Below are 22,699 nucleotides of genomic sequence, written 5' to 3' on the forward strand. Positions count from 1 at the left end.
CAACCATGGAAAATATGTCTTTATCATGTCTGCATCGTGACAAAATCACTTTGTCATCAATTTGACATCAATCTATGAAAAAGTCGCCGCATTACCAAAAGAAGGTCATGCCAATGTCGACAAGCCCACCTGGCACGCTGCTCAACCGTGAACTGGGCATTCTGGAATTCAATACGCGAGTGATGGCACAGGCTGCTGACGCCAAGGTGCCGTTGCTGGAACGTCTGAAGTTCATCTGTATCGTATCAAGCAATCTGGACGAGTTCTTCGAGATCCGCATGGCCGGATTGAAGGAGCAGATGCGTGACAATCCGTCCGGCATCACCCCCGATGGGCTCTCGCTGCAGCAGGCTTACCAGATCGTAACGGAACGCGTGCAAACGCTGGTGGCGATGCAGTATGACATGCTGCAAAACGTGATCTTCCCCCTGCTGGAGAAAGAAGGGGTGTTCTTTCACCTGACCTCCACCTGGAACGAGGCGCAACGCGAATGGGCGCGCAGTTTCTTCGTGCGCGAACTCGGCCCCGTCCTGACGCCGATCGCGCTGGACCCGGCCCACCCCTTCCCGCGGGTACTCAACAAGAGCCTGAATTTTGTCATTGAATTGTCGGGCAAGGATGCCTTCGGCCGGGAGGCCGACCTGGCCATCGTGCAAGCGCCGCGCGCGCTGCCGCGCATGGTCAGGATGCCCGAGGAGCTCTCGGGCTATCCCTACGGCTTTGTGCTGCTGTCGTCCTTCATGCAAGGCTTCGTGCATGAGTTGTTCCCCGCCATCAAGGTCAACGGCTGCTATCAGTTCCGCGTCACCCGCAACTCTGACCTGTTTGTGTCCGAGGACGATATCACGGACCTGCGCGAAGCGCTGCAGGGCGAGCTGCCCACCCGCCACTTTGGCGACACGGTGCGCCTGGAAATCTCTTCCGACACACCGCCGACGATCGCGCGCCGACTGCTGCTCGAATCCGGCCTGGGCGAGCAGGATGTCTACCGCGTGAGCGGCCCCGTCAACCTGGTGCGGCTGATGCAGATCCCCGACCTGGTCGACCGCCCCGCCCTCAAGTACCCGCCCCACGTGCCGGCGCCGGTCAAGGCATTCGTGCCCGGCGTGCCGATGTTCGACGCGATCCGCCAGCAGGACGTGCTGCTGCATCACCCCTACGAGAGCTTCAGTTCGGTGCTCGACCTGCTGCAGCAGGCCGCAGTCGATCCCGCCGTGGTGGCCATCAAGCAGACTGTCTATCGCACCGGCAACGAGTCGCCGGTGATGGAAGCGCTGATGACCGCGGCCCGCAATGGCAAGGAAGTCACGGTCGTGGTGGAACTGCTGGCGCGCTTCGACGAAGAAACCAATATCAACTGGGCCGAACGGCTCGAGTCCGCCGGCGCGCACGTGGTCTACGGCGTAGTCGGCCACAAGTGCCATGCCAAGATGCTGCTGATGGTCCGCCGGGAACTGGCCGGCGCCAAGAGCAAGCAGTACAAGCTGCGCCGCTACGCGCACCTGGGCACCGGCAACTACCATCCGCGCACCGCGCGGCTGTACACCGACTTCGGCCTGCTCACCGCCAACGAGCAGATCTGCGAGGACGTCCAGCATGTGTTTCAGCTGCTCACCGGCACCGCGGGCACCATCCGGCTGAACCATCTGTGGCAGTCGCCGTTCACCATGCAGAGCAACCTGGTCGAGCATATCCGCGCGGAAGCGCGCAACGCCCGCGCCGGCAAGCGCTCGCACATCATGGCCAAGATGAATGCGCTGCTGGAGCCGTCTATCATCGATGAGCTGTACAAGGCTTCGCGCGCCGGCGTGAAGATCGACCTGATCATCCGTGGGGTTTGCGCGCTGCGTCCGGGCGTGCCGGGCATGTCGGAGAACATCACGGTACGCTCGATTGTCGGGCGCTTCCTGGAACATCATCGCGTCTACTACTTCCTGGCCGACGGTGCCGATGTCGTCTACTTGTCCAGCGCGGACTGGATGGACCGGAACCTGTTCCGCCGGGTCGAGGTCGCCTTCCCCGTACTGGACAAGACACTGAAGGCGCGCGTGATCAGCGAGAGCCTGCGCGTTCACCTGCGCGACAATGCTTCCGCCTGGATCATGCAGGAAGACGGTAGCTACACACGCAAGCACACCAAGTCCAAGCAGCCCCACGTCAGCCAGCACGACTTGCTGGCCATGTTCGGCAGTGCCTGAGGCGCGGGTGGCACGGCACGCCTGGCGTGCCGTGTCCAGCGAACTGGAGCAGTCGATGCCCTGGGCCAGCCGCAAACCTCCGGTCTGGGCCGGCGACTGACCACCGAGAATCGCCCTGGTCAGGCTGCCTTCTGCGGCGACTGGCCGGGGCGCGGCACGGCGGCCGGCACGTAGCCACTGCGATCGGTCGGGAATACCACGCGGAACACGCTGCCGCGGCCTACCTCGCTGGTGATACGCAGATCGGCATGATGGCGCGACAGCACGTGCTTGACGATGGCCAGCCCCAGGCCGGTGCCGCCGGTATCGCGCGAGCGGCTGCGATCGACCCGGTAGAAGCGCTCGGTCAGGCGCGGGATGTGGTCGGCGGCGATGCCCAGGCCCGTATCGCTGACCGAGAAGATGGCGTGCTCGTTCTCGTACGTCAGCGCGATGCCGATGCGCCCGCCCTCGGGCGTATAGCGCACCGCGTTGGAAACGAGGTTGCCGAATGCCGATAGCAGTTCCCGCTCCGCGCCGCGGATCACCACCGCCGGATCGATCTGCGCGGACACCTGATGGCCGCCCTGCGACAGCGCCTCGGCGTCATGCACCAGGTGCCCGACCAGTTCGGCCATGTCGATGCGCTCCGGGCTCGGCGGCTGCTCGTCGCTTTCCAGTTTGGCCAGCACCAGCAAGTCCTCGACCAGATGCTGCATGCGCATGGACTGCACCAGCATCATGTCGAGATAGCGGTTGCGATCCTGCTCCGATACCGGCAGGTCGCGCACCGTCTCCAGGAAGCCGGTCAGCACTGTCAGCGGCGTCTTCAACTCGTGCGAGACATTGGCGACGAAATCCCTGCGCATCGCCTCGGTGTTCTCCAGCTTGGTGATGTCGTGCGTCAGCACCAGCTTGCGGTTCTCCCCGTAAGGCAGGATCTGTACGGCAATCACGCTGCGCTTGTGCTCGCCCATGTCGCGCATCAGCAGCGGATCGTCGAAACGCTGCAGGTGCAGATACTGGACGAACTCGGGGCGCCGGATCAGGTGGGTAATGCGCTGGCGCACGTCCCGCCGCGCATTGAGGCCGAAGTGCTGCTCGGCCACGTCGTTGCACCACTCGATCTGGTCGGCGTCATCGAGCATCAACACGCCGTTGGGCGAAGCCTGGATGGCCTGGATAAAGCGGGTATGTTGCTGCTCGACCTGGAGCACCTGGGTACGCCACCGCTTGACCAGCCGATGCAGGCGGTAATACACCTCGCCCCACAGCCCGAGCGCGCTGGGAATCTCGCCGTAGGCCGGCGCATCGAGCACTTTCCACAGGCGGTTGATCTGGTACAGGTAGTAGAGCAAGAGTCCCAGCAGCGCGACGCACATCATGGCCAGCGCGGGTACGGGACCGGCAAGGAAGTACAGCCCCGACGAAGCCAGGGCCAGGAAGATCAGGATGGCCGCCGAACGGGCCCAGATGACGTTCATGAAGAAGGAAGAAGGTCAGGCAGGCGGCAGGACCGCAGGGAATGCGGTGGAGTGTGCCACGAAACAGGCCACAAGAAACAGGCCACAAGCGAGGCAACAAGCGAGCGGCCGGCGGTCGGCCGCCCGCCCGGCGACAGGCGCCACGCCAGCGACGACGTGGCAAGCCTGGTGTCAGTGGCTGGGAGCGCGCGCCAGACGGTACCCGCTGCCCCGCACCGTCTCGATCATATTGCTGTACCCGCCGGGCGTCAGCGCGGCACGCAGGCGCTTGATATGGACGTCGACCGTCCGCTCTTCGACGAACACGTGATCGCCCCAGACCTGGTCCAGCAGCTGCGAGCGGCTGTGCACGCGCTCCGGATGCGTCATCAGGAAGTGCAGCAGACGGAACTCGGTGGGCCCCAGATCCAGCTTGATCAGCCCGGTCTCGTCCTGGCCGGTGACACGGTGCGTGGCCGGATCGAGGCGCAGGCCATTGATGGCAACCACGTCGTCGGTGAGTTGCGGTGCGCGGCGGCGCAACACGGCCTTGATGCGGGCCAGCAGTTCCTTGGGGGAAAACGGCTTGGTGACGTAGTCGTCCGCGCCGGCCTCGAGCCCCAGTATCTTATCCTGCTCCTCGCTGCGCGCGGTCAGCATGATGATCGGAATCTGCTTGGTACGGTCGTTGTTGCGCAGTTCCTTGGCGAAGGTTGCACCCGACTTCCCCGGGAGCATCCAGTCGAGCAACACCAGGTCCGGCAACACGTCGCTCATCAGCGACAGTGCCTGCTCGGCGTTGTAGGCCCGGATCGGATAATGTCCCGCGTGTTGCAGGTTGACCGCGATCAGTTCGGCGATCGCCGGTTCGTCTTCGACAACAAGAATGCTGCTTGGCATGTAGTTTTCTCCGCAGTGGCGCCGTTTTAACTCAGCGCTTCGCGCTCCATGTCCTCACGCGAGGCGTGGCGGACGTCGGTTCCCTTGACGATGTAGATGATGAATTCGGCGATGTTCTTGGCGTGATCGCCAATACGCTCGATTGCCTTGGCGATGAAGAGGAAGTCGAGCGCGACCGAGATCGTACGCGGGTCTTCCATCATGTAGGTGATGAGCTTGCGCACAAAGGCGCGGAATTCTTCATCAATGGCTTTGTCTTCCTTGACGATCCGGGCCGCGGCCACGGTGTCCAGGCGCGCAAAGGCGTCCAGAGCCTGGCGCAGCAGCGCGATGGCCATATCGCCCGAGAGCTTCACCTCGGAATAGTTGATCTGGTGGGCACCCGAATCTTCCATGATGTGCTTGGTGCGTTTGGCGATCTTCTCCGCCTCGTCACCGGCGCGTTCCAGATTGGTGATGGTCTTGGAAATCGCCATCACCAGGCGCAGGTCGCGCGCGGTCGGTTGCCGGCGCGCGATGATATTGCCGCAATCGGCATCGATCTCGAGCTCGAGCGCGTTGAGCTGCTGCTCGCGCGCGATCACCTGGTCGGCGAGATCGGCATCGAACTCCGATAGCGCCCGCATGGCGATTTCGATCTGCGACTCGACCAGACCGCCCATCTGCAGCAGCTTCGTGCTGATGGCGTTCAGGTCGGCGTCGAATTGGGTCGACAGGTGCTTGTCAGACATGTTGTTCTCCTAGCCGCTCTATTTGCATGCTATGCGTTACGTGCACAACGCTCAAATCAGCCGAAACGGCCGGTGATGTAGTCTTCGGTTTCCTTGCGATGCGGCTTGATGAAGATCTTCTCGGTCTCGCCGAATTCGATCAGTTCACCCAGATACATATATGCGGTGTAGTCCGAGCAGCGCGCGGCYTGCTGCATRTTGTGSGTSACGATSACCACCGTRTACTCRTCCTTCAGCTCCGCAATCAGTTCTTCGATGCGCCCGGTCGAAATCGGGTCGAGAGCAGAGCACGGTTCGTCAAGCAAGAGCACTTCGGGGCGGATGGCGATGCCTCGTGCGATGCACAGGCGCTGCTGCTGCCCGCCCGACAGACCATAGCCCGACTGGTTGAGCTTGTCCTTGGCCTCGTTCCACAACGCAGCCTTGGACAGTGCCCACTCAACGCGGTCGTCCATCTCGGAGCGAGACAGCTTCTCGAACAAGCGCACCCCGAAGGCAATATTGTCRTAGATCGACATGGGGAACGGCGTGGGCTTCTGGAACACCATGCCAACCTTGGCGCGCAGCAGGGCGATGTCCTGCTTGGCGGTCAGCAGGTTGTCGCCGTCCATGTTGATCTCGCCCTCGGCTCGCTGCTCCGGGTAGAGCGCGTACATCTTGTTGAAGGTACGCAACAGGGTCGACTTGCCGCAGCCGGACGGGCCGATGAAGGCCGTCACTTTGCGCTCCGGGATCGACATGTTGACGTTCTTCAACGCATGGAACTGGCCATAGTAGAAGTTCAGGTTGCGCACGTCGATCTTGGCGCGGGTCGTGTCGGGAATGTCGATGACGGTCGAGGTCATGCTCGTCTCTCGCAAGGAATTTCGGGAATGCCGTGTGGCTATCACGCCGCTGGTCATTTCTTGAACAGAATGCGGGCCAGGATGTTCAGCGCCAGCACCCCAACGGTAATCAGGAACACGCCGGCCCAGGCCAGTTGCTGCCATTCGACAAACGGGCTCATGGCGAAGCGGAAGATGGTCACCGGGAGGTTCGCCATCGGCTTGTTCAGGTCGCTGGTCCAGAACTGGTTGGACAAGGCCGTGAAGAGCAGTGGCGCGGTCTCGCCGGCGATGCGGGCCACCGCCAGCAGCACGCCGGTGACGATGCCCGCATAAGACGACTTCACCGTGATGGACAGCACCATCTTCCACTTGGGCGTGCCCAGGGCGAAGGCCGCCTCACGCAGTGCGTTCGGGACCAGGTTCAGCATGTTCTCCGTGGTACGCACCACGATCGGGATCTGCAGCAGCGCCAGCGCGCAGATGCCTGCCCAGGCGGAGAAATGGCCCATGCGGGTCACCACCAGCGCGTAGACGAACAGGCCAATCACGATCGATGGCGCCGACAGCAGGATGTCGTTGATGAAGCGGATGAAGCTGGCCAGCGGCGAAGTCTTGCCGTATTCCGCCAGGTAAATGCCAGCCAGGATGCCTAGCGGCGTGCCGCACAGCGTGGCCAGCCCGACCATCACGAAACTGCCGTAGATTGCATTGGCCAAGCCGCCGCCGGCGGTGTTCGGCGCCGGCGTCATCTGCGTGAACAGGTCCATCGACAGCCCGCCCACCCCCAGCGAGATGGTGGTCCACAGGATCCAGGCCAGCCAGAACAGGCCAAACCCCATGGCGCCCAGCGACGCGGTCAGCGCATAGAAATTGGTGCGACGGCGGCGCGCCTGCAGGCGCTTGCGCATTGAGTCCGCATCCGGACTGACTGCCGGAATCGAGGAGGAGGAGGAAGACATTGCGGCTTGGCTCATTTTGCGCCCTCGTTCTTGGCCAAGCGCAGCAGAAGGATCTTCGACAGCGCCAGGACCACGAAAGTGATGAAGAACAGGATCAGGCCGAGTTCCATCAGCGCAGCAGTGTGCAGCCCCGCGCCGGCTTCGGCGAACTCATTGGCCAGCGCCGAGGTAATGCTGTTGCCCGGCGAAAACAGCGAGGCGCTGTCCAGCAGGTTGGTATTGCCGATGACGAAGGTGACCGCCATGGTCTCGCCCAGCGCGCGGCCCAGGCCCAGCATCACGCCGCCGATCACGCCGGCCCGGGTGTAAGGCAGCACCACGCGCCACATCACTTCCCACGTCGTGCARCCSATGCCGTAMGCCGATTCCTTGAGCAGCACCGGCGTGACTTCGAACACGTCGCGCATCACCGAGGCAATGTAGGGAATGATCATGATCGCCAGGATCACCCCGGCGCACAACAGGCCAATGCCCAGCGGCGCGCCCTGGAACAGCTTGCYGATCAGCGGCACCTGGCCCACCGTGGCGGCCAGTGGCTTCTGGAAGTACTCGCCGAAAATGGGCGAGAAGACCAGCAGGCCCCACATGCCGTAGACAATCGAGGGCACCGCCGCCAGCAGTTCGATGGCCGTGCCGAGCGGACGGCGCAGCCACGCCGGCGACAGTTCGGTCAGGAACAGCGCAATACCGAAGCTGATGGGCACCGCGATGATCAAGGCGATGAGCGAGGTCACGATGGTGCCGTAGATGGGCACCAGGGCGCCGTAGACATCGGCGGGTGGATCCCACTCGGCGGTCCACAGGAAGCGCAGGCCGAAGGCCTCGATGGTGGGCCACGCGCTGATCGCGAGCGATACGATGATGCCGCCCAGCAGCAGCAAGGTCACGATGGCGGCGCCGCGCGTCAGGCCACCAAACAAGATGTCACCGGTACGGCTGGGTGGCCGCACAGCGGATAGATCGGATGTAGTCGCCATGATGTGGTTTTTGAGTTCGGTTAAGGGCAGGTCGCCGGCTGCTCCGCCCGCTCAGGCTCGTGAGCCGGCGCATTGCGCTGCGGGTGCCAGGATGTTTGCCATACGTTCTGCGTTGCTGTTTCTGCTGTGATGCTGCTCTGCTGCTGCGTAGTACTTTATTGCCTGCCCGGCGCCTTTTGGGCGCCAGGCAGGCGAAGCTGCAACCCCGGCCCGCACATGCGGCCGGGTTCGCAGCCGGCCGATCAGTTGTACAGTGCCTTGCCCGAACCGTCCTTGACCGAGCTCTTCCAGGTCGCGCGGATCTGGTTCACCACGGCGTCCGGCAGCGGCACGTAGTCGAGATCGCTGGCCATGTTGCCACCGCTCTTGTACGCCCAGTCGAAGAACTTCAGCACTTCCGTGCCCTGTGCCGGCTTTTCCTGGTTCTTGTGAACCAGGATGAAGGTGGCGCCGGCGATCGGCCATGCCGCCTTGCCAGCCTGGTTGGTCAGGATCTGGTAGTACGTCTTGCTCCAGTCGGCACCGGCAGCAGCTGCCTTGAAGGCATCGTCGCCCGGCTGGACCACGGCACCCGAAGCGTTCTTCATGTTCAGGTGGGTCATCTTGTTCTGCTTGGCGTAGGCGTACTCGACGTAGCCGATGGCGCCGTTCAGGCGCTGCACGAAAGCAGCGACGCCTTCGTTACCCTTGCCACCCGTGCCGCCGCCCGGCCAGTTGACCGTGGTGCCCTCGCCAACCGAGCTCTTCCACTCGGGGCTGACCTTGGTCAGGTAATTGGTGAAGATGAAGGTCGTGCCCGAACCATCGGCACGGCGCACCGGCAAGATGTCCTGGTTCGGCAGCTTGGCGTGCGGGTTCAGCGCCTTGATGGCGGGATCGTCCCACTTCTTGATCTTGCCCAGGTAGATGTTGGCCAGCACTTCGCCGGTGATGGTCAGCTCGCCCGGCTTGATACCTTGCAGGTTGATCACCGGCACCACGCCGCCGATCACCGTGGGAAACTGCACCAGGCCTTGCTTGGCGAGTTCCTCATCCTTCAGGGGAGCGTCGGAAGCGCCGAAATCGACGGTCTTGGCGCCAATCTGCTTGATACCACCGGACGAGCCGATGGATTGATAGTTGACCTTGTTACCCGTTGCCTTTTGGTATGCGTCGGCCCACTTGGAATAGACGGGCGCCGGGAAGGATGCGCCAGCACCGGTAATTTCCGCCGCGAACGCAGTGCCCGCCACCACCAACGACACGATGCCTGCAACGGCAGTCTTGACCAGCTTCATATGTCCTCCAGAGACATGGTTGGGGAATGACAATTTTTTGACAAGTCGAACTGTATGCCCCCTGTATGACAATTCCATGACATCACGAGATCTTCTTGCTGGCGACTGGGAAGTTAGCCTCGACTCACATAAAACAGCTGCCGCTCACCTCCCTTCCGCTCTCGCTTCTGGCCTTCAACTCCGCCGGTTAATTGCTGATTGGAGCAAAAAAATGCCGGGCAATGCCCGGCATTCCTGACCGCGTCGAATCAATCGATGCTCAGGCCCGCAACGCGTCCGCCAGCGTCTGCGCCGCCTGCTCCGCGGTATCGGCCTGCTCGGCCTCGACCATCACGCGCACAACCGGCTCCGTCCCCGACGCACGGATCAGGACACGGCCGCGGCCTTCCAGTTGCGGCTCGATCACAGCACGCGCCGCGCTCAGTCCAGCGTGCGACTGCCAGTCGAAGCCTTTCTCGACGCGCACGTTGATCAGCGTCTGCGGGAACAGCGAAACGCCTTCCAGCAACTGGGCCAGGCTCTTGCCGCTACGGCGCAATGCCGCCAGGACCTGCAAGGCGGACACGATGCCATCGCCGGTGGTGTGCCGGTCGAGGCAGAGCAGATGGCCCGAGCCCTCGCCGCCCAGCGTCCACTTGCGCTTGTTCAGTTCCTCCAGCACATAGCGGTCGCCCACCTTGGCGCGCACGAACTCCACGCCCTGGCGCTTTAGCGCCAGCTCGACCGCCATATTGGTCATCAACGTGCCCACCGCGCCCTGTACGGCCTGCCCCGCATGGAGACGATCCTGCACGATGAGGTAAAGCAGTTCGTCACCGTTGAACAGACGGCCGTCGCGGTCCACCACCTGCAAGCGGTCGGCATCGCCATCGAAGGCCAGGCCCAGGTCCGCGCCATTGGCCTTGACAGCCTCGATCAGCTTCTCAGGCGCGGTGGCGCCATAGCCCGCATTGATATTGCGTCCGTCTGGCTGGTTGCCGATCGAGATCACGTCGGCGCCCAGTTCGTGGAAAACGTGGGGGGCAATGTGATAAGCGGCCCCATGGGCGCAATCCACCACCAGCTTGAGCTTGTGCAGGTCCTGCTCGTAGGGGAATGTGCTCTTGCAGAACTCGATGTACCTGCCGGCGGCATCCTCGATGCGGCGTGCGCGGCCGAGATCGTCCGAGCGCACGCACACCATTGGCTCTTCCAATGCCTCCTCGATCGCCATTTCCACCGCGTCGGGCAGCTTGTCTCCGTCTGCCGAGAAGAACTTGATGCCGTTGTCGTAGTAGGGATTATGGCTGGCGGAGATCACCACGCCCGCCGACAGGCGAAGGGCGCGCGTGAGATACGCCACGCCCGGCGTCGGCAGCGGCCCGGTCAGCAGCACGTTGACGCCAGCCGAGGTAAAGCCGGCCTCCAGTGCGGCCTCCAGCATATAGCCGGAGATACGCGTGTCCTTGCCAATCAGCACGGTCGGACGCGCCTGGTCTTGCTGCTTCGCGCCATGGGCGAGCACCATGCCCGCCGCATAGCCCAGGCGCATCACGAAGTCGGGCGTGATCGGCGCCTCGCCTACCCTGCCGCGCACCCCATCCGTGCCGAAGTACTTGCGTGTCATAAGGTCTTTCTCCCGTTGTTCTGTCTTGCGATGCCGAATGCTAAGGGCTAAATGCGCAACGCTGGATGCCAATAGTCAAAACAAATGTTAACTGGCAATGGTTTCATGACGGATGGCCCACCAGATCTTGAGGGCATCCACGGTTTGCGCTACATCATGCACGCGCACGATATACGCACCCCGCTCCGCCGCGCACACCGCCGCGGCCAGGCTGGCTGCGACGCGTTCCTGCGGTGGGCGGCCGCCCAGAATCGTGCCGAGCGTCGACTTCCGTGACAACCCCACCAGTAGGGGCAATCCTTCCACGGCGAGTTGCGGCAACTGGCCCAGCAAGCGCAGATTATGATCCGGCGTCTTGCCGAAGCCAAAACCCGGATCGAGCGTGATGCGGGCATCGTCGATGCCCGCATCACGCAGCACGCCGATGCGCTCCCGCAGGAAGTCGGCCACGTCGCGTACCACGTCCTCGTACTGTGGGCGCTCCTGCATGGTTTGCGGATCGCRTTGCATGTGCATCACGCACAGCGCGGCCTGCCCGGCATCCGCCCCGCTCACCGCCTCGACCGCGCCGGGCATGCGGAAGCCCCAGATGTCATTGATCAGGTCGGCACCGGCGGCCAGCGCGGCGCGCATGACTTCCGGCTTGTAGGTATCGATCGACAAGGCCCGGCCACAGTCGCGCAGCGCCTCGACCATCGGCAACACGCGCTCCAGTTCCTGCTCCAGCGGCAGCGCCGCCGATCCTGGCCGGCTCGACTCGCCGCCAATATCGATGATGTCCACGCCTTCGGCAATCATGCGTTCGGCATGCCGCAAGGCGGCATCGCGGCCGGCATGCTGGCCACCATCGGAAAAGGAATCCGGGGTGACGTTGAGAATACCCATCACCAGGGGTCGGCGGTCACGCGCGAATCGGTAGCGGCCGCATTGGAAATACGAATCAGTTGAGATCGACGACAAGATACGAGAGCGAGAGACGATAAAGGAAACCTGGCTGTGCAATATGCGGCGCCAGCAAAGCAAAAGCCGGCGCACAAGGCGCCGGCTTCAGGCTTGGTGAACAAACGCTACAGCCACCACTACGGCACCAGGGCTACTGGTCCGCCGACGTCGTTGCCGCGCGCCGGCTATGCCGCTCAGGCCGTGGCGGGTGCGTTGGCGGGGGCCACCGGCGAACCACCCGACGGGGTGTTGCCACCACCGTTCTGGCTGGAGGCACCACGCGGCGGCCGCGGCGGCTTGCCTGCCATGATGTCGTTGACCTGGTCCGCGTCGATGGTTTCCCACTCCATCAGGGCCGCGGTCATTGCCTCGACCTTGTCGCGGTTTTCCTCGAGCAGTCGCYTGGCCAGGTTGTACTGTTCGTCGACGATGCGGCGGATTTCCGCGTCGACCTTGACCTGGGTGGCTTCCGACACCGTCTTGGACGACATCTTGCCGAACATGCCATCCTGCTCGGTATCCACATACACCATGGTACCCAGCGTATCGCTCATGCCGAACCGGGTGACCATGTCGCGGGCCGTCTTGGTGGCACGCTCGAAGTCGTTGGAAGCACCGGTGCTCATGGCGTTGAGGAAGACCTCTTCCGCCGCGCGGCCGCCAAACAGGATGGCGATCTCGTCGAGCATGTTGTCCTTGTACTTCGAGTACTTGTCGTGCTCAGGCAATTGCCAGGTCACGCCAAGCGCCCAGCCGCGCGGCATGATGGTGACCTTGTGCACCGGATCCGCCTTCGGCAGCAGCTTTGCCACCACCGCATGGCCGGACTCGTGGTACGCGGTAGCGCGGCGTTCCTCTTCGCGCATGACCGTGGACTTGCGCTCCGGACCCATGTAGATCTTGTCCTTGGCGTCCTCGAAGTCCTGCATGTCGACCACGCGCTTGCTGCGGCGGGCGGCGAACAGTGCGGCTTCATTGACCAGGTTGGCCAGATCGGCGCCCGAGAAGCCCGGGGTACCGCGTGCGATTACCGAGGCGTCGACGTCGTTGCCAATCGGCACCTTGCGCATATGGACCTTCAGGATCTGCTCGCGGCCGCGGATGTCGGGCAGGYCGACGTACACCTGGCGGTCGAAACGGCCCGGGCGCAGCAGCGCCTTGTCCAGCACGTCCGAACGGTTGGTGGCCGCGATCACGATCACACCCGAGTTGGCCTCGAAGCCGTCCATCTCGACCAGCATCTGGTTCAGGGTCTGCTCGCGCTCGTCGTTGCCGCCGCCCATGCCAGCGCCGCGGTGACGGCCGACCGCATCGATTTCGTCAATGAAGACGATGCAGGGCGCCTGCTTCTTGGCGTTCTCGAACATGTCGCGCACACGGGCCGCGCCCACGCCGACGAACATTTCAACGAAGTCMGAACCGGAGATGCTGAAGAACGGCACCTTGGCTTCGCCGGCGATCGCGCGCGCCAGCAGCGTCTTGCCGGTGCCCGGAGGGCCGACCAGCAGCACGCCGCGCGGGATACGGCCGCCCAGCTTCTGGAATTTCTGCGGATCCTTGAGGAAGTCCACCAGTTCGACCACTTCTTCCTTAGATTCATCGCAACCGGCGACGTCCTGGAAGGTGACCGCGTTCTGGTTTTCATCGATCAGGCGTGCGCGCGACTTGCCGAAGGAAAAGGCACCGCCTTTGCCGCCGCCCTGCATCTGCCGCATCATGTAGAACCAGAACACGATGATCAGCAGGGTGGGCCCGAGGTAGTACAGGGCCTGCACCAGCATGTTGGGTTCGTCGTCAGCCTTGCCGGTCACCTGAACGCCGTACTTCATCAGGTCGCCGACCATCCAGATGTCGCCCGGCGAGATGATGGTGTACTTCTGCCCTTCCTTGGGCGTCACCACCAGATTACGGCCTTGCACGTCGACCCGGCCCACCTTGCCGGACTTGGCATCATCCATGAACTGCGAATAGGTGACGCCTTCCTGCGTGCGGGGCTTGTCGAACTGCTTGAAGACGGTAAACAACACCAGCGCGATCACGAGCCAGATTGCCGCCTTTTGAAACAGGTTGTTATTCAAGGCCAAACTCCTTTACGAACGCCTTGCCAACGGGATAGCTGCATTGTAATGCAGCGCCCGGCGTCGGGGGAAAAAGCAAATTGATCGAAGCGATAGGCTCGCTTCACCCCGCCGACTTGAGGTAACGCCCAAGAATGAAGGTCTCTGAAGACTTGTCGCGCGACGCCTTGGGCTTGCGTTTGGCGACCACCTTGAACTGGCGCTTGAACTTCTCCACGATCTGGCTGTAACCGCTGCCATGGAAACACTTTACCAGCAATGAGCCCTCCGGCTTCAGATGCGCCTGGGCAAATTCCAGCGCCAGGTCGCACAAGTAATCGATACGGGCAGCATCGGCAAAGGCTACACCTGACAAATTGGGGGCCATGTCCGACAATACAAGGTCGATCTTTGCGCCGCCGGACGCCTGGAGCACGATTTCCTCCAGCTGCCGGAAAACGTCCTCCTCGCGGAAGTCMCCCTGGATGAATGTGACGTCGGCGACCGCCTCCATGGGCAGCAGGTCGATGGCGATCACCGCGCCGTCGATGCCGCCGTCCTTGGCGCGCGGCGAAGCCGCCAGCTTGTTGCGGGCGTACTGGCTCCAGCTGCCGGGGGCAGCGCCCAGGTCGACAATGACCTGGCCGGGACGAATCAGCTTGTCCTGCTCGTCGATCTCCTTCAGCTTATACGCTGCGCGGGCCCGATAGCCCTCGCGCTGCGCYATTTTGACGTAGGGGTCGTTGATATGGTCGTGCAACCACGCCTGATTGAATTTGTTCTTGGCCATTCCGGAGACATCTGTTTGAGAAAAACGCCGCCGACCCGCGGTCGACCGTGCGTTTTTCACTCGTTTTGCTGATTTTGCAGCCTGACCGTGCCAGTTTGACGGATAATACGCGCCGATTCGCTTTTTCGGCACTTCAGTGCCTTGGTTTGCGCACCACTTGCGCGCCCATTTGCGCCCTCGCCTGCGCTTTACTTATGCCCGCTCTTCAACTCATTCCCGCCCAGCGCTCCGAACTTCGCTCACGTGCCCATGGCCTCAACCCGGTCGTGATGATCGGCGGCGAGGGCCTGACCCGGCCCGTCCTGGCCGAAATCGACCGCAGCCTGGCGTCTCACGACCTGATCAAGATCCGCGTGTTCGGCGACGACCGCGAAAGCCGCATCGCCATGTACGAAGCCATTTGCGAGGATCTCAGCGCCGCCCCGATCCAGCATATCGGCAAGCTGCTGGTGGTATGGCGCCCGGGTCCGGCCGTCCTGAAGGAAAATCGTCCGCAGGAACTGGGCCGCCTGGCCCCGCGTGGCGGCGCCGCGCCGCGCACCGTGACCGTCAGAAAGCCGAGCGCCGCGCCCAATCGCCGCCCCAAGCGCTCGCAAGTGACGGTGCTGGGCAATGAGCGCGTCACCGCTGGCGGCAACGTCAAGCGTGCGCGTGCCCGTCCGACCAGCCAGAAGAAGAAAGCGCTCGACTGAGCGACTGGCCGGCGCCTCCTGACGCGCGCCGGCTTGATATCGGCGCCCCCACGCGGGGGTCCGCCACACTCCTTGCCGGCTTGCCCTACTCGCCCGCCGAACGCGGTGCCGCCGCGCGCCACACCAGGACCAGTGCAAGCAGGCTGTGCGCCAGGTAGAACACGCTGGACACACCATGCAGCATGCCGAACTGCCCCTTATAGGGGGATTCGGACACGCCCACGCCCAGCGCCGTCGCCTTGTCCTTCAGGTTCTCCATGAAGGGCTGGATGCCGAAGTATCCCACCAGCACGCAAAGCAGCATGCCCAGCACCAGCCAGCGCAGCCCCCGGTAGCGCCTCGCGCCACGGCGGATCATCAGGTTGCATAGCGCCAGTTGCAGCACGCCGACCACCACGCCAAGGATTGCCTCGGTCCGGAACAGCTGCCCGGCGATCAGCCCGGCGGTCTCCCGGCTGGGCAGCACCGAAAACAGCGTCGGGGCCACCATGTAGCCCACGGTCCACAGGCTGCCGGCCCAGACTACGGTCAGCAGGAGAAAGATCCGATGCGGCAGCGGCGGCAGGCTCGAGTAGGAGGAGGAGAACACGCAGCCTCGTTCAGACGTAGCGAACCGTGATGACTTCGTACTCGCGCTCGCCGCCAGGGGCCAGCACGATAGCCACATCGCCCTCGAACTTGCCGATCAGCGCGCGCGCGATAGGCGAGCTGACCGAGATCTTGCCGCTGTCGAGGTCGGCCTCGTCGTCACCGACGATCTGGTAGCTCACGGGCTTGCCCGACTCCAGGTCTTCCAGGTCCACGGTGGCGCCAAACACGATGCGGCCATCGGTATCGAGCTGGGTCGGGTCGATGACTTGCGCGGTCGACAGCTTGGACTCCACCTCCAGGATGCGCCCTTCGATAAAGGCCTGCTTTTCCTTGGCGGCGTCGTATTCGGCGTTTTCGGACAGGTCACCCTGCGCGCGCGCTTCGGAAATGGCATTGATCACCGCGGGACGTTCGACGGCCTTCAGGCGCTGCAGTTCCTCTTTCAGCAGCTCGGCGCCGCGCTTTGTAATCGGAATCGTGCTCATGTCTTCGTTCTGCAAAAAAATGAGCCGCAGCGGAGCTGGAGCCATGCACCRGCATCGCTGCCCGGGGCACTTCCGCTCAACCGCGGCCTTTCAGGTTGTCAGGTTGGATCGACCCATTGCCCGGACGCTTGCCCGGTCGGCGGATCGACGGTATTGCTGTTAGTTTAGGCCATGAGGGCTGCCCGCAGCAACTGCGGGCAGCCCAGGGGGCCCAAAGGGGGCCGTCAGGCCAGCGAGGCGTGCAGGCCTTGCAGGTCGTAGACCTCCAGGCTCTGCATGTGCTTCAGACCCTCCACCGCGGCGCGCGCGCCGGCGATGGTGGTGTAGTACGGCACCCGGCTGGCCAGGGCCGAGATACGGATCGAACGCGAGTCGGCGATAGCGGTGCGGGTTTCGTCCACCGTGGTGAACACCAGCGCCAGTTCGCCGTTCTTCAGCATGTCGACGATATGCGGGCGGCCGTCCTTCACCTTGTTGACCACGCGAACCGGGATGCCGGCGGCTTCGATGGCCGAGGCGGTACCGCGGGTGGCAACGATGGGGTAGCCCATATCGTGCAGCATGCGCGCCACGCCCACGGCGTGCGGCTTGTCGCTGTCCTTCACGGTCAGCAGCACCGTGCCCTTCTCCGGCAGGCGCGAACCGGCGGCGAGCTGGCTCTTGAAGAGCGCTTCGCCGAAGGTCTTGCCCACGCCCATCACCTCGCCGGTGGAGCGCATTTCAGGTCCGAGCACCGGGTCGACGCCGGGGAACTTGTTGAACGGGAACACCGCTTCCTTGACGCTGTAGTACGGCGGCACCACTTCGTCATGGATGCCTTGCGAATCCAGCGTCTGGCCGGCCATGCAACGCGCGGCGATCTTGGCCAGCGACAGCCCGGTGGCCTTGGACACGTACGGCACCGTGCGCGAGGCGCGGGGGTTCACTTCCAGCACGTAGACGATATCCTCGCCGTTGACCTGCTGGATGGCGAACTGCACGTTCATCAGGCCGACCACGTTCAGGGCCTTGGCCATGGCGGCGGTCTGGCGCTTGAGCTCGTCCACGGTGGCTTGCGCCAGCGAGTACGGCGGCAGCGAGCAGGCGGAGTCGCCCGAGTGCACGCCGGCTTGCTCGATGTGCTCCATCACGCCGCCGATGAACACGCGCTGGCCGTCGCACAGGGCGTCGACGTCGCACTCGATGGCGTCGTTCAGGAAACGGTCCAGCAGCACCGGGGAATCATGCGACACCTTGACGGCTTCGCGCATATAGCGCTCGAGGTCGCGCGGCTCGTGCACGATTTCCATCGCGCGGCCGCCCAGTACGTACGACGGACGCACCACCAGCGGGTAGCCGATCTCGGTGGCCAGGCGCAGCGCTTCGTCCTCGGCACGCGCGGTGCGGTTGGGCGGCTGGCGCAGGCCCAGCTCATGCAGCAGCTTCTGGAAACGCTCGCGGTCTTCCGCGGCGTCGATCATGTCGGGGCTGGTGCCGATGATGGGCACGCCGTTGGCTTCCAGGTCCAGCGCCARCTTCAGCGGGGTCTGGCCGCCGTACTGCACGATCACGCCGACCGGTTTTTCCTTGTCGACGATTTCCAGCACGTCTTCCAGCGTCAACGGCTCGAAGTAGAGGCGGTCCGAGGTGTCGTAGTCGGTCGACACGGTTTCCGGGTTGCAGTTGACCATGATGGTCTCGTACCCGTCCTCGCGCAGCGCCAGCGCGGCRTGCACGCAGCAGTAGTCGAAYTCGATGCCCTGGCCGATCCGGTTCGGACCGCCGCCCAGCACCATGATCTTGCGATTGGTGGTGGGCTCGGCTTCGCACTCGCCATGCTCGGCTTCATACGTGCCGTACATGTAGGCGGTATTGGTGGCGAACTCGGCGGCGCAGGTGTCCACGCGCTTGTACACCGGGCGCACGCCGGCGGCATGGCGCGCGGCGCGCACGGCCTTGGGCTCGGCGCCCATCAGCTTGGCCAGGCGGCGATCCGAGAAGCCCTTCTGCTTCAGGTGGCGCAGCTCGGCGGCCGACAGGCTGTCCAGCTTGCGCGCCTTGACCAGGGTCTCGGTCTTGACGATGTCTTCGATCTGGGCCAGGAACCACGGGTCGATGTCGGTCTCGGCGTGCACTTCTTCCAGCGACATGCCGATACGGAAGGCGTCGCCCACGTACCAGATGCGGTCCGGGCCGGCTTCGCCGATTTCCTCGACGATCTCGTCGCGGTCGGTGGACTTGTCGTCCAGGCCGTCCACGCCGACTTCCAGGCCACGCAGCGCCTTCTGGAACGATTCCTGGAAGGTGCGGCCCATGGCCATCACTTCACCCACGGACTTCATCTGGGTGGTCAGGTGGCTGTCGGCCTGCGGGAATTTCTCGAAGGCGAAACGCGGCACCTTGGTGACCACGTAGTCGATCGACGGCTCGAACGAGGCCGGGGTCGCACCGCCGGTGATCTCGTTCTTCAGCTCGTCCAGCGTGTAGCCCACCGCCAGCTTGGCGGCAACCTTGGCGATCGGGAAGCCGGTGGCCTTGGACGCCAGCGCCGACGAACGCGATACGCGGGGGTTCATCTCGATCACGATCATGCGGCCGTCGGCCGGGTTGATCGAGAACTGCACGTTGGAGCCGCCGGTATCGACGCCGATCTCGCGCAGCACCGCCAGCGAGGCGTTACGCAGGATCTGGTATTCCTTGTCGGTCAGGGTCTGKGCCGGYGCMACSGTGATGGAGTCGCCGGTGTGGATGCCCATCGGGTCCAGGTTCTCGATCGAGCAGAYGATGATGCAGTTGTCCTTTTTGTCGCGGACCACTTCCATCTCRTAYTCTTTCCAGCCCAGCAGCGATTCTTCGATCAGCAGTTCGCGGGTCGGCGAGAGATCCAGGCCGCGCTTGCAGATTTCCTCGAATTCCTCGCGGTTGTAAGCGATGCCGCCGCCGGAGCCGCCCAGCGTGAACGACGGGCGGATCACGATGGGGTAGCCGCCGGTCGCGGTTTCCTTGGCGATCTGCGTCTGCACGGCCAGTGCTTCTTCCATCGAGTGGGCGATGCCGGACTTGGCCGAACCCAGGCCGATCTTGGTCATCGCCTCCTTGAACTTCTGGCGGTCCTCGGCCTTGTCGATGGCTTCCGGCGACGCGCCGATCAGCTCGACCTTGTACTTGTCCAGCACGCCATGGCGGTGCAGGTCCAGCGCGCAGTTCAGCGCGGTCTGGCCGCCCATGGTCGGCAGGATCGCGTCGGGACGCTCTTTCTCAATGATGCGCTCGACCACTTCCCAGGTAATCGGCTCGATGTAGGTCACATCGGCCGTGTTGGGATCGGTCATGATCGTGGCCGGATTGGAGTTGACCAGGATGACCTTGAAGCCTTCCTCGCGCAGCGCCTTGCAGGCCTGGGCGCCGGAATAGTCGAACTCGCACGCCTGCCCGATGATGATGGGGCCGGCGCCGATGATCAGGATGCTCTTTATGTCTGTGCGCTTTGGCATTGCACGCTCTCATTATTGGCCGGTCCCCACGTTCGCGYGGACCGCACCGGATATCAGGATTCGATTCAGTTCAGGGTGGCCGTCGCCAGCTTGGCGCCGAAGYCGATGAACATGGCGCCCACACCGCTCGCCATGCCCGCCGACAGGCGCCGTCGGCGGCGAAACGCCTCGGCCAGCCTGGCGCCCACGAAGATAATCGCGGTCAGGTAGGCGAAGCTGCACAACTGGCACACCAGCCCCAGCGCGACAAAGGACAGCGCCGGATAGCCGAACTGCGGATCGACGAACTGGATGAAGAAGGAGATGAAGAACAGGATGGCCTTGGGGTTGAGCAGGCTCACCACCAGCGCCTTGCGGAACGGGCTGACGGCACGGTCCACGGGCATCTCGCCCTGTGCCGCCGTCCCGCTATCGCTGCCGCGGCTGGACCAGCCGCGCACGGCACCGCGCAGCATCTGGAAACCGATCCAGCCGAGGTAAGCGGCACCGATGTACTTCACCACGTAGAACAGGCCCGGGCTGGCCTTCAGCAGCGAGGCCACCCCCGCTGCCGACAGCACCATCAGGATGGCATCGCCCAGGAACACCCCGCAGGCGCCCTTGTAGCCTTCGCGCACGCCACGCTGCGCGGCGACGGAAAGCACATACATCGAATTCGGGCCCGGCAGCAGCACGATAAAAATCGTGCCGAGCACAAAGGTCCAGAAATCGGTAATGCCCAGCGCGGTATGCATGAAGGCGTTCATGGGATCGTCCTGCGGTCTGCCTGTCTACTAATCTTCTCGTCTTGACTTCTTCGCTGCGCGCTTACTGGCGTGCGTCCGCCATCATCTTGGTGAAGCGGTCGAACAGGTAAGCCACGTCGTTCGGGCCCGGCGAGGCTTCCGGATGGCCCTGGAAGCAGAAGGCGGGCTTGTCGGTCAGCGCGAAACCTTGCAACGAACCGTCGAACAGCGACACGTGGGTGGTGCGCACGTTGGCAGGCAGGGTATCGGCGTCCACCGCGAAACCGTGGTTTTGCGAGGTGATCACCACACGGCCGTCGTCCACGTCCTTCACCGGATGGTTCGCGCCATGATGGCCGAACTTCATCTTCAGCGTCTTGGCGCCAACTGCCAGCGCCATGATCTGGTGCCCCAGGCAAATGCCGAAGGTGGGGATGCCGCGTTCGATGAACTCGCGGGTAGCGCGGATCGCGTAGTCGCAAGGCTCGGGGTCGCCGGGGCCGTTCGACAGGAAGATGCCATCCGGGTTGAGCGCCAGCGCGTCGGCGGCGCTGGCTTGCGCCGGCAGCACGGTCACCTTGCAGCCGCGTTCAGCCAGCATGCGCAGGATGTTGAACTTGACGCCGTAGTCAAAAGCCACCACGTGGAAGCGCGGCGACGCCAGCTTGCCGTAGCCGGCACCCAGCGCCCATTCGGTCTGGCTCCACTCGTACGGTTCCTTGACCGAAACCACCTTGGCCAGGTCCATGCCGGCCAGGCCGGGGAAGGAGCGCGCCAGGTCGATGGCCTTCTGCACATTGTCCTCGCCAGCCAGGATGCAGCCGTTCTGGGCACCCTTCTCGCGCAGGATACGGGTCAGCTTGCGGGTATCGATGCCGGCGATCGCCACCACCTTTTCCTGCTTCAGGTAATGGCCGAGGGAATGTTCCTTGCGGAAGTTGGAGGCCAGAAGCGGCAGATCCTTGATGATCAGGCCGGCGGCATGGACTTTCGTGGCTTCGACATCCTCAGAATTGACCCCGACATTGCCGATATGCGGATACGTCAGCGTGACGATCTGCCGGGAATAGCTGGGGTCGGTGAGGATTTCCTGGTAACCGGTCAGAGCGGTGTTGAACACCACTTCGCCGATGGTATGGCCGGAAGCGCCAATGGAATAGCCACGAAAGACCGTGCCGTCTGCAAGCGCGAGAATGGCGGACGGAAAAGACGGTAACACGGGTAGGCTCCTGCTGGATTCACCCCGTGACCGACCTGCTCAACGCCTCTTGCCCCGTTGTCCGGCGGGGCGACAGGCAGCGTGATGGACGCGATGCTTGTCGCCGGGGCCGTTCGCCTGGTGCTCGATACGCCACACAAATTAGTGCAGCGGAGCCAAGGCGAAATGGGGGCGGCGGAAGGTGGAATTCGGTAGGCGCTAGGGTGAGGGGTTCTGAAAGCGAAACTTTTGGATTATACCCCGCGCCACCCATTTTCTCAAGTTATCAAGGACTTGCGGACGCGGCAGGGCCGCTGCGCGCGCCCGCCGGCAGGCCGGAACGCCCGGCCGGCACCGCTCATTCGCTGGCAGGCACCACCGCCGTCACCTCGATCTCCACCTTGGCGCGGGCCTCCACCAGATCGGCGACCTCGACCGCCGTCATGGCCGGGAAGTGACGCCCGATGGTGGCCCGGTAGTGCTCGCCGATGGCGCGGTAGGCGGCGACATATTCCACCTTGTCCTTCACGTACCAGGTCATGCGCACGATGTGATCGGGACGCGCCCCACCCGCGGCCAGCACCGCCACGATGTTGCGCAGCGCCTGGCCGACCTGCTCGGCGAAGTCATCGGTTTCGAACTCGCACTGGCCGTTCCAGCCGATCTGGCCGCCGACGAAGAGCAGGCGGCTGCCCACCTGCATCTCGGTCATGATGCCGTTCGAGTAGCCGCGCGGCGCGGCCCAGTCTGGTGGCTGGAGAATCTTCATGGTCGGTCTTCCGTAATCAGTGATTGGGATCTGGTTGGTTCGCACCACGCCCCGGACGGG

The 22,699-nt window shown here is 63.6% G+C and carries 19 protein-coding genes; 2 read left to right on the forward strand and 17 right to left on the reverse strand.

All coding sequences use genetic code 11. The features are described 5' to 3' along the window. The first annotated feature begins 74 nt into the window (after positions 1 to 74). Positions 75 to 2,198 carry a polyphosphate kinase 1 gene (ppk1, locus tag AC1DKD_RS04755; RefSeq protein WP_477103524.1) on the forward strand — a complete coding sequence of 708 codons (2,124 nt, stop codon included), beginning with the start codon at positions 75 to 77 and terminating at the stop codon, positions 2,196 to 2,198. A gap of 119 nt (positions 2,199 to 2,317) precedes the next feature. Here ppk1 and phoR read toward each other — a convergent pair whose 3' ends face one another. The 11 genes from phoR to AC1DKD_RS04810 form a co-directional block, all read right to left on the reverse strand. Next, positions 2,318 to 3,661 (reverse strand): phosphate regulon sensor histidine kinase PhoR, encoded by a 1,344-nt coding sequence (phoR, locus tag AC1DKD_RS04760; RefSeq protein WP_441627444.1) that lies wholly within the window; start codon positions 3,659 to 3,661, stop codon positions 2,318 to 2,320. Positions 3,662 to 3,832: 171 nt separating this feature from the next. Next, positions 3,833 to 4,540 carry a phosphate regulon transcriptional regulator PhoB gene (gene phoB, locus AC1DKD_RS04765; protein WP_441627446.1) on the reverse strand — a complete coding sequence of 236 codons (708 nt, stop codon included), beginning with the start codon at positions 4,538 to 4,540 and terminating at the stop codon, positions 3,833 to 3,835. 26 nt (positions 4,541 to 4,566) lie between these two features. Then, a complete protein-coding gene (gene phoU, locus AC1DKD_RS04770; RefSeq protein WP_035860529.1) occupies positions 4,567 to 5,271 on the reverse strand; it encodes a phosphate signaling complex protein PhoU in 705 nt (234 codons plus the stop codon). Positions 5,272 to 5,327: 56 nt separating this feature from the next. Further along, positions 5,328 to 6,116: a phosphate ABC transporter ATP-binding protein PstB gene (pstB, locus tag AC1DKD_RS04775; RefSeq protein ID WP_006157701.1), complete on the reverse strand. Its 789-nt coding sequence runs from the start codon at positions 6,114 to 6,116 to the stop codon at positions 5,328 to 5,330. Positions 6,117 to 6,169: 53 nt separating this feature from the next. Continuing rightward, on the reverse strand, positions 6,170 to 7,057 hold the full coding sequence (gene pstA / locus AC1DKD_RS04780; RefSeq protein ID WP_477111526.1) for a phosphate ABC transporter permease PstA: 888 nt from the start codon (positions 7,055 to 7,057) through the stop codon (positions 6,170 to 6,172). 11 nt (positions 7,058 to 7,068) lie between these two features. Then, positions 7,069 to 8,034 carry a phosphate ABC transporter permease PstC gene (gene pstC, locus AC1DKD_RS04785; RefSeq protein ID WP_477143029.1) on the reverse strand — a complete coding sequence of 322 codons (966 nt, stop codon included), beginning with the start codon at positions 8,032 to 8,034 and terminating at the stop codon, positions 7,069 to 7,071. Between the two features lie 242 nt (positions 8,035 to 8,276). Further along, complete coding sequence (gene pstS, locus AC1DKD_RS04790; protein WP_441627453.1) at positions 8,277 to 9,311, reverse strand: phosphate ABC transporter substrate-binding protein PstS; 1,035 nt, start codon at positions 9,309 to 9,311, stop codon at positions 8,277 to 8,279. A 259-nt stretch (positions 9,312 to 9,570) separates the two neighbouring features. Further along, the gene (gene glmM / locus AC1DKD_RS04795; RefSeq protein WP_035860542.1) at positions 9,571 to 10,917 is read right to left on the reverse strand and encodes a phosphoglucosamine mutase; all 1,347 of its coding nucleotides are present in this window, start codon (positions 10,915 to 10,917) and stop codon (positions 9,571 to 9,573) included. A gap of 87 nt (positions 10,918 to 11,004) precedes the next feature. Beyond that, positions 11,005 to 11,802, reverse strand: coding sequence for a dihydropteroate synthase (folP, locus tag AC1DKD_RS04800; RefSeq protein WP_477143030.1), 798 nt, complete (start codon positions 11,800 to 11,802; stop codon positions 11,005 to 11,007). Between the two features lie 251 nt (positions 11,803 to 12,053). Then, positions 12,054 to 13,937, reverse strand: coding sequence for an ATP-dependent zinc metalloprotease FtsH (ftsH, locus tag AC1DKD_RS04805; RefSeq protein WP_477143031.1), 1,884 nt, complete (start codon positions 13,935 to 13,937; stop codon positions 12,054 to 12,056). 103 nt (positions 13,938 to 14,040) lie between these two features. Continuing rightward, entirely contained in the window at positions 14,041 to 14,706 is a 666-nt protein-coding gene (locus tag AC1DKD_RS04810) for an RlmE family RNA methyltransferase (protein WP_477143044.1), read from the reverse strand. A 194-nt stretch (positions 14,707 to 14,900) separates the two neighbouring features. On the opposite strand from AC1DKD_RS04810, the gene AC1DKD_RS04815 reads away from it, so the two are divergent. Then, positions 14,901 to 15,398, forward strand: a complete 498-nt coding sequence (locus tag AC1DKD_RS04815) for a YhbY family RNA-binding protein (RefSeq protein WP_035860547.1) — start codon at positions 14,901 to 14,903, stop codon at positions 15,396 to 15,398. Positions 15,399 to 15,483: 85 nt separating this feature from the next. On the opposite strand, the gene AC1DKD_RS04820 is transcribed toward AC1DKD_RS04815, so the two are convergent. From AC1DKD_RS04820 to AC1DKD_RS04845, 6 genes are all read right to left on the reverse strand, one after another. Then, positions 15,484 to 15,987, reverse strand: coding sequence for a DUF4149 domain-containing protein (locus AC1DKD_RS04820; protein WP_035860548.1), 504 nt, complete (start codon positions 15,985 to 15,987; stop codon positions 15,484 to 15,486). 10 nt (positions 15,988 to 15,997) lie between these two features. Then, entirely contained in the window at positions 15,998 to 16,474 is a 477-nt protein-coding gene (greA, locus tag AC1DKD_RS04825; RefSeq protein ID WP_035860659.1) for a transcription elongation factor GreA, read from the reverse strand. 224 nt (positions 16,475 to 16,698) lie between these two features. Next, positions 16,699 to 19,947, reverse strand: coding sequence for a carbamoyl-phosphate synthase large subunit (gene carB, locus AC1DKD_RS04830; protein ID WP_477143032.1), 3,249 nt, complete (start codon positions 19,945 to 19,947; stop codon positions 16,699 to 16,701). A gap of 65 nt (positions 19,948 to 20,012) precedes the next feature. Continuing rightward, positions 20,013 to 20,693 (reverse strand): leucine efflux protein LeuE, encoded by a 681-nt coding sequence (gene leuE / locus AC1DKD_RS04835; RefSeq protein WP_477143033.1) that lies wholly within the window; start codon positions 20,691 to 20,693, stop codon positions 20,013 to 20,015. Positions 20,694 to 20,754: 61 nt separating this feature from the next. Further along, positions 20,755 to 21,891, reverse strand: a complete 1,137-nt coding sequence (gene carA, locus AC1DKD_RS04840; RefSeq protein ID WP_441627466.1) for a glutamine-hydrolyzing carbamoyl-phosphate synthase small subunit — start codon at positions 21,889 to 21,891, stop codon at positions 20,755 to 20,757. A 337-nt stretch (positions 21,892 to 22,228) separates the two neighbouring features. Next, positions 22,229 to 22,639, reverse strand: coding sequence for a RidA family protein (locus AC1DKD_RS04845; protein ID WP_035860557.1), 411 nt, complete (start codon positions 22,637 to 22,639; stop codon positions 22,229 to 22,231). Positions 22,640 to 22,699: the final 60 nt, after the last annotated feature.

Source organism: Cupriavidus sp. 05T313, from assembly GCF_056396665.1.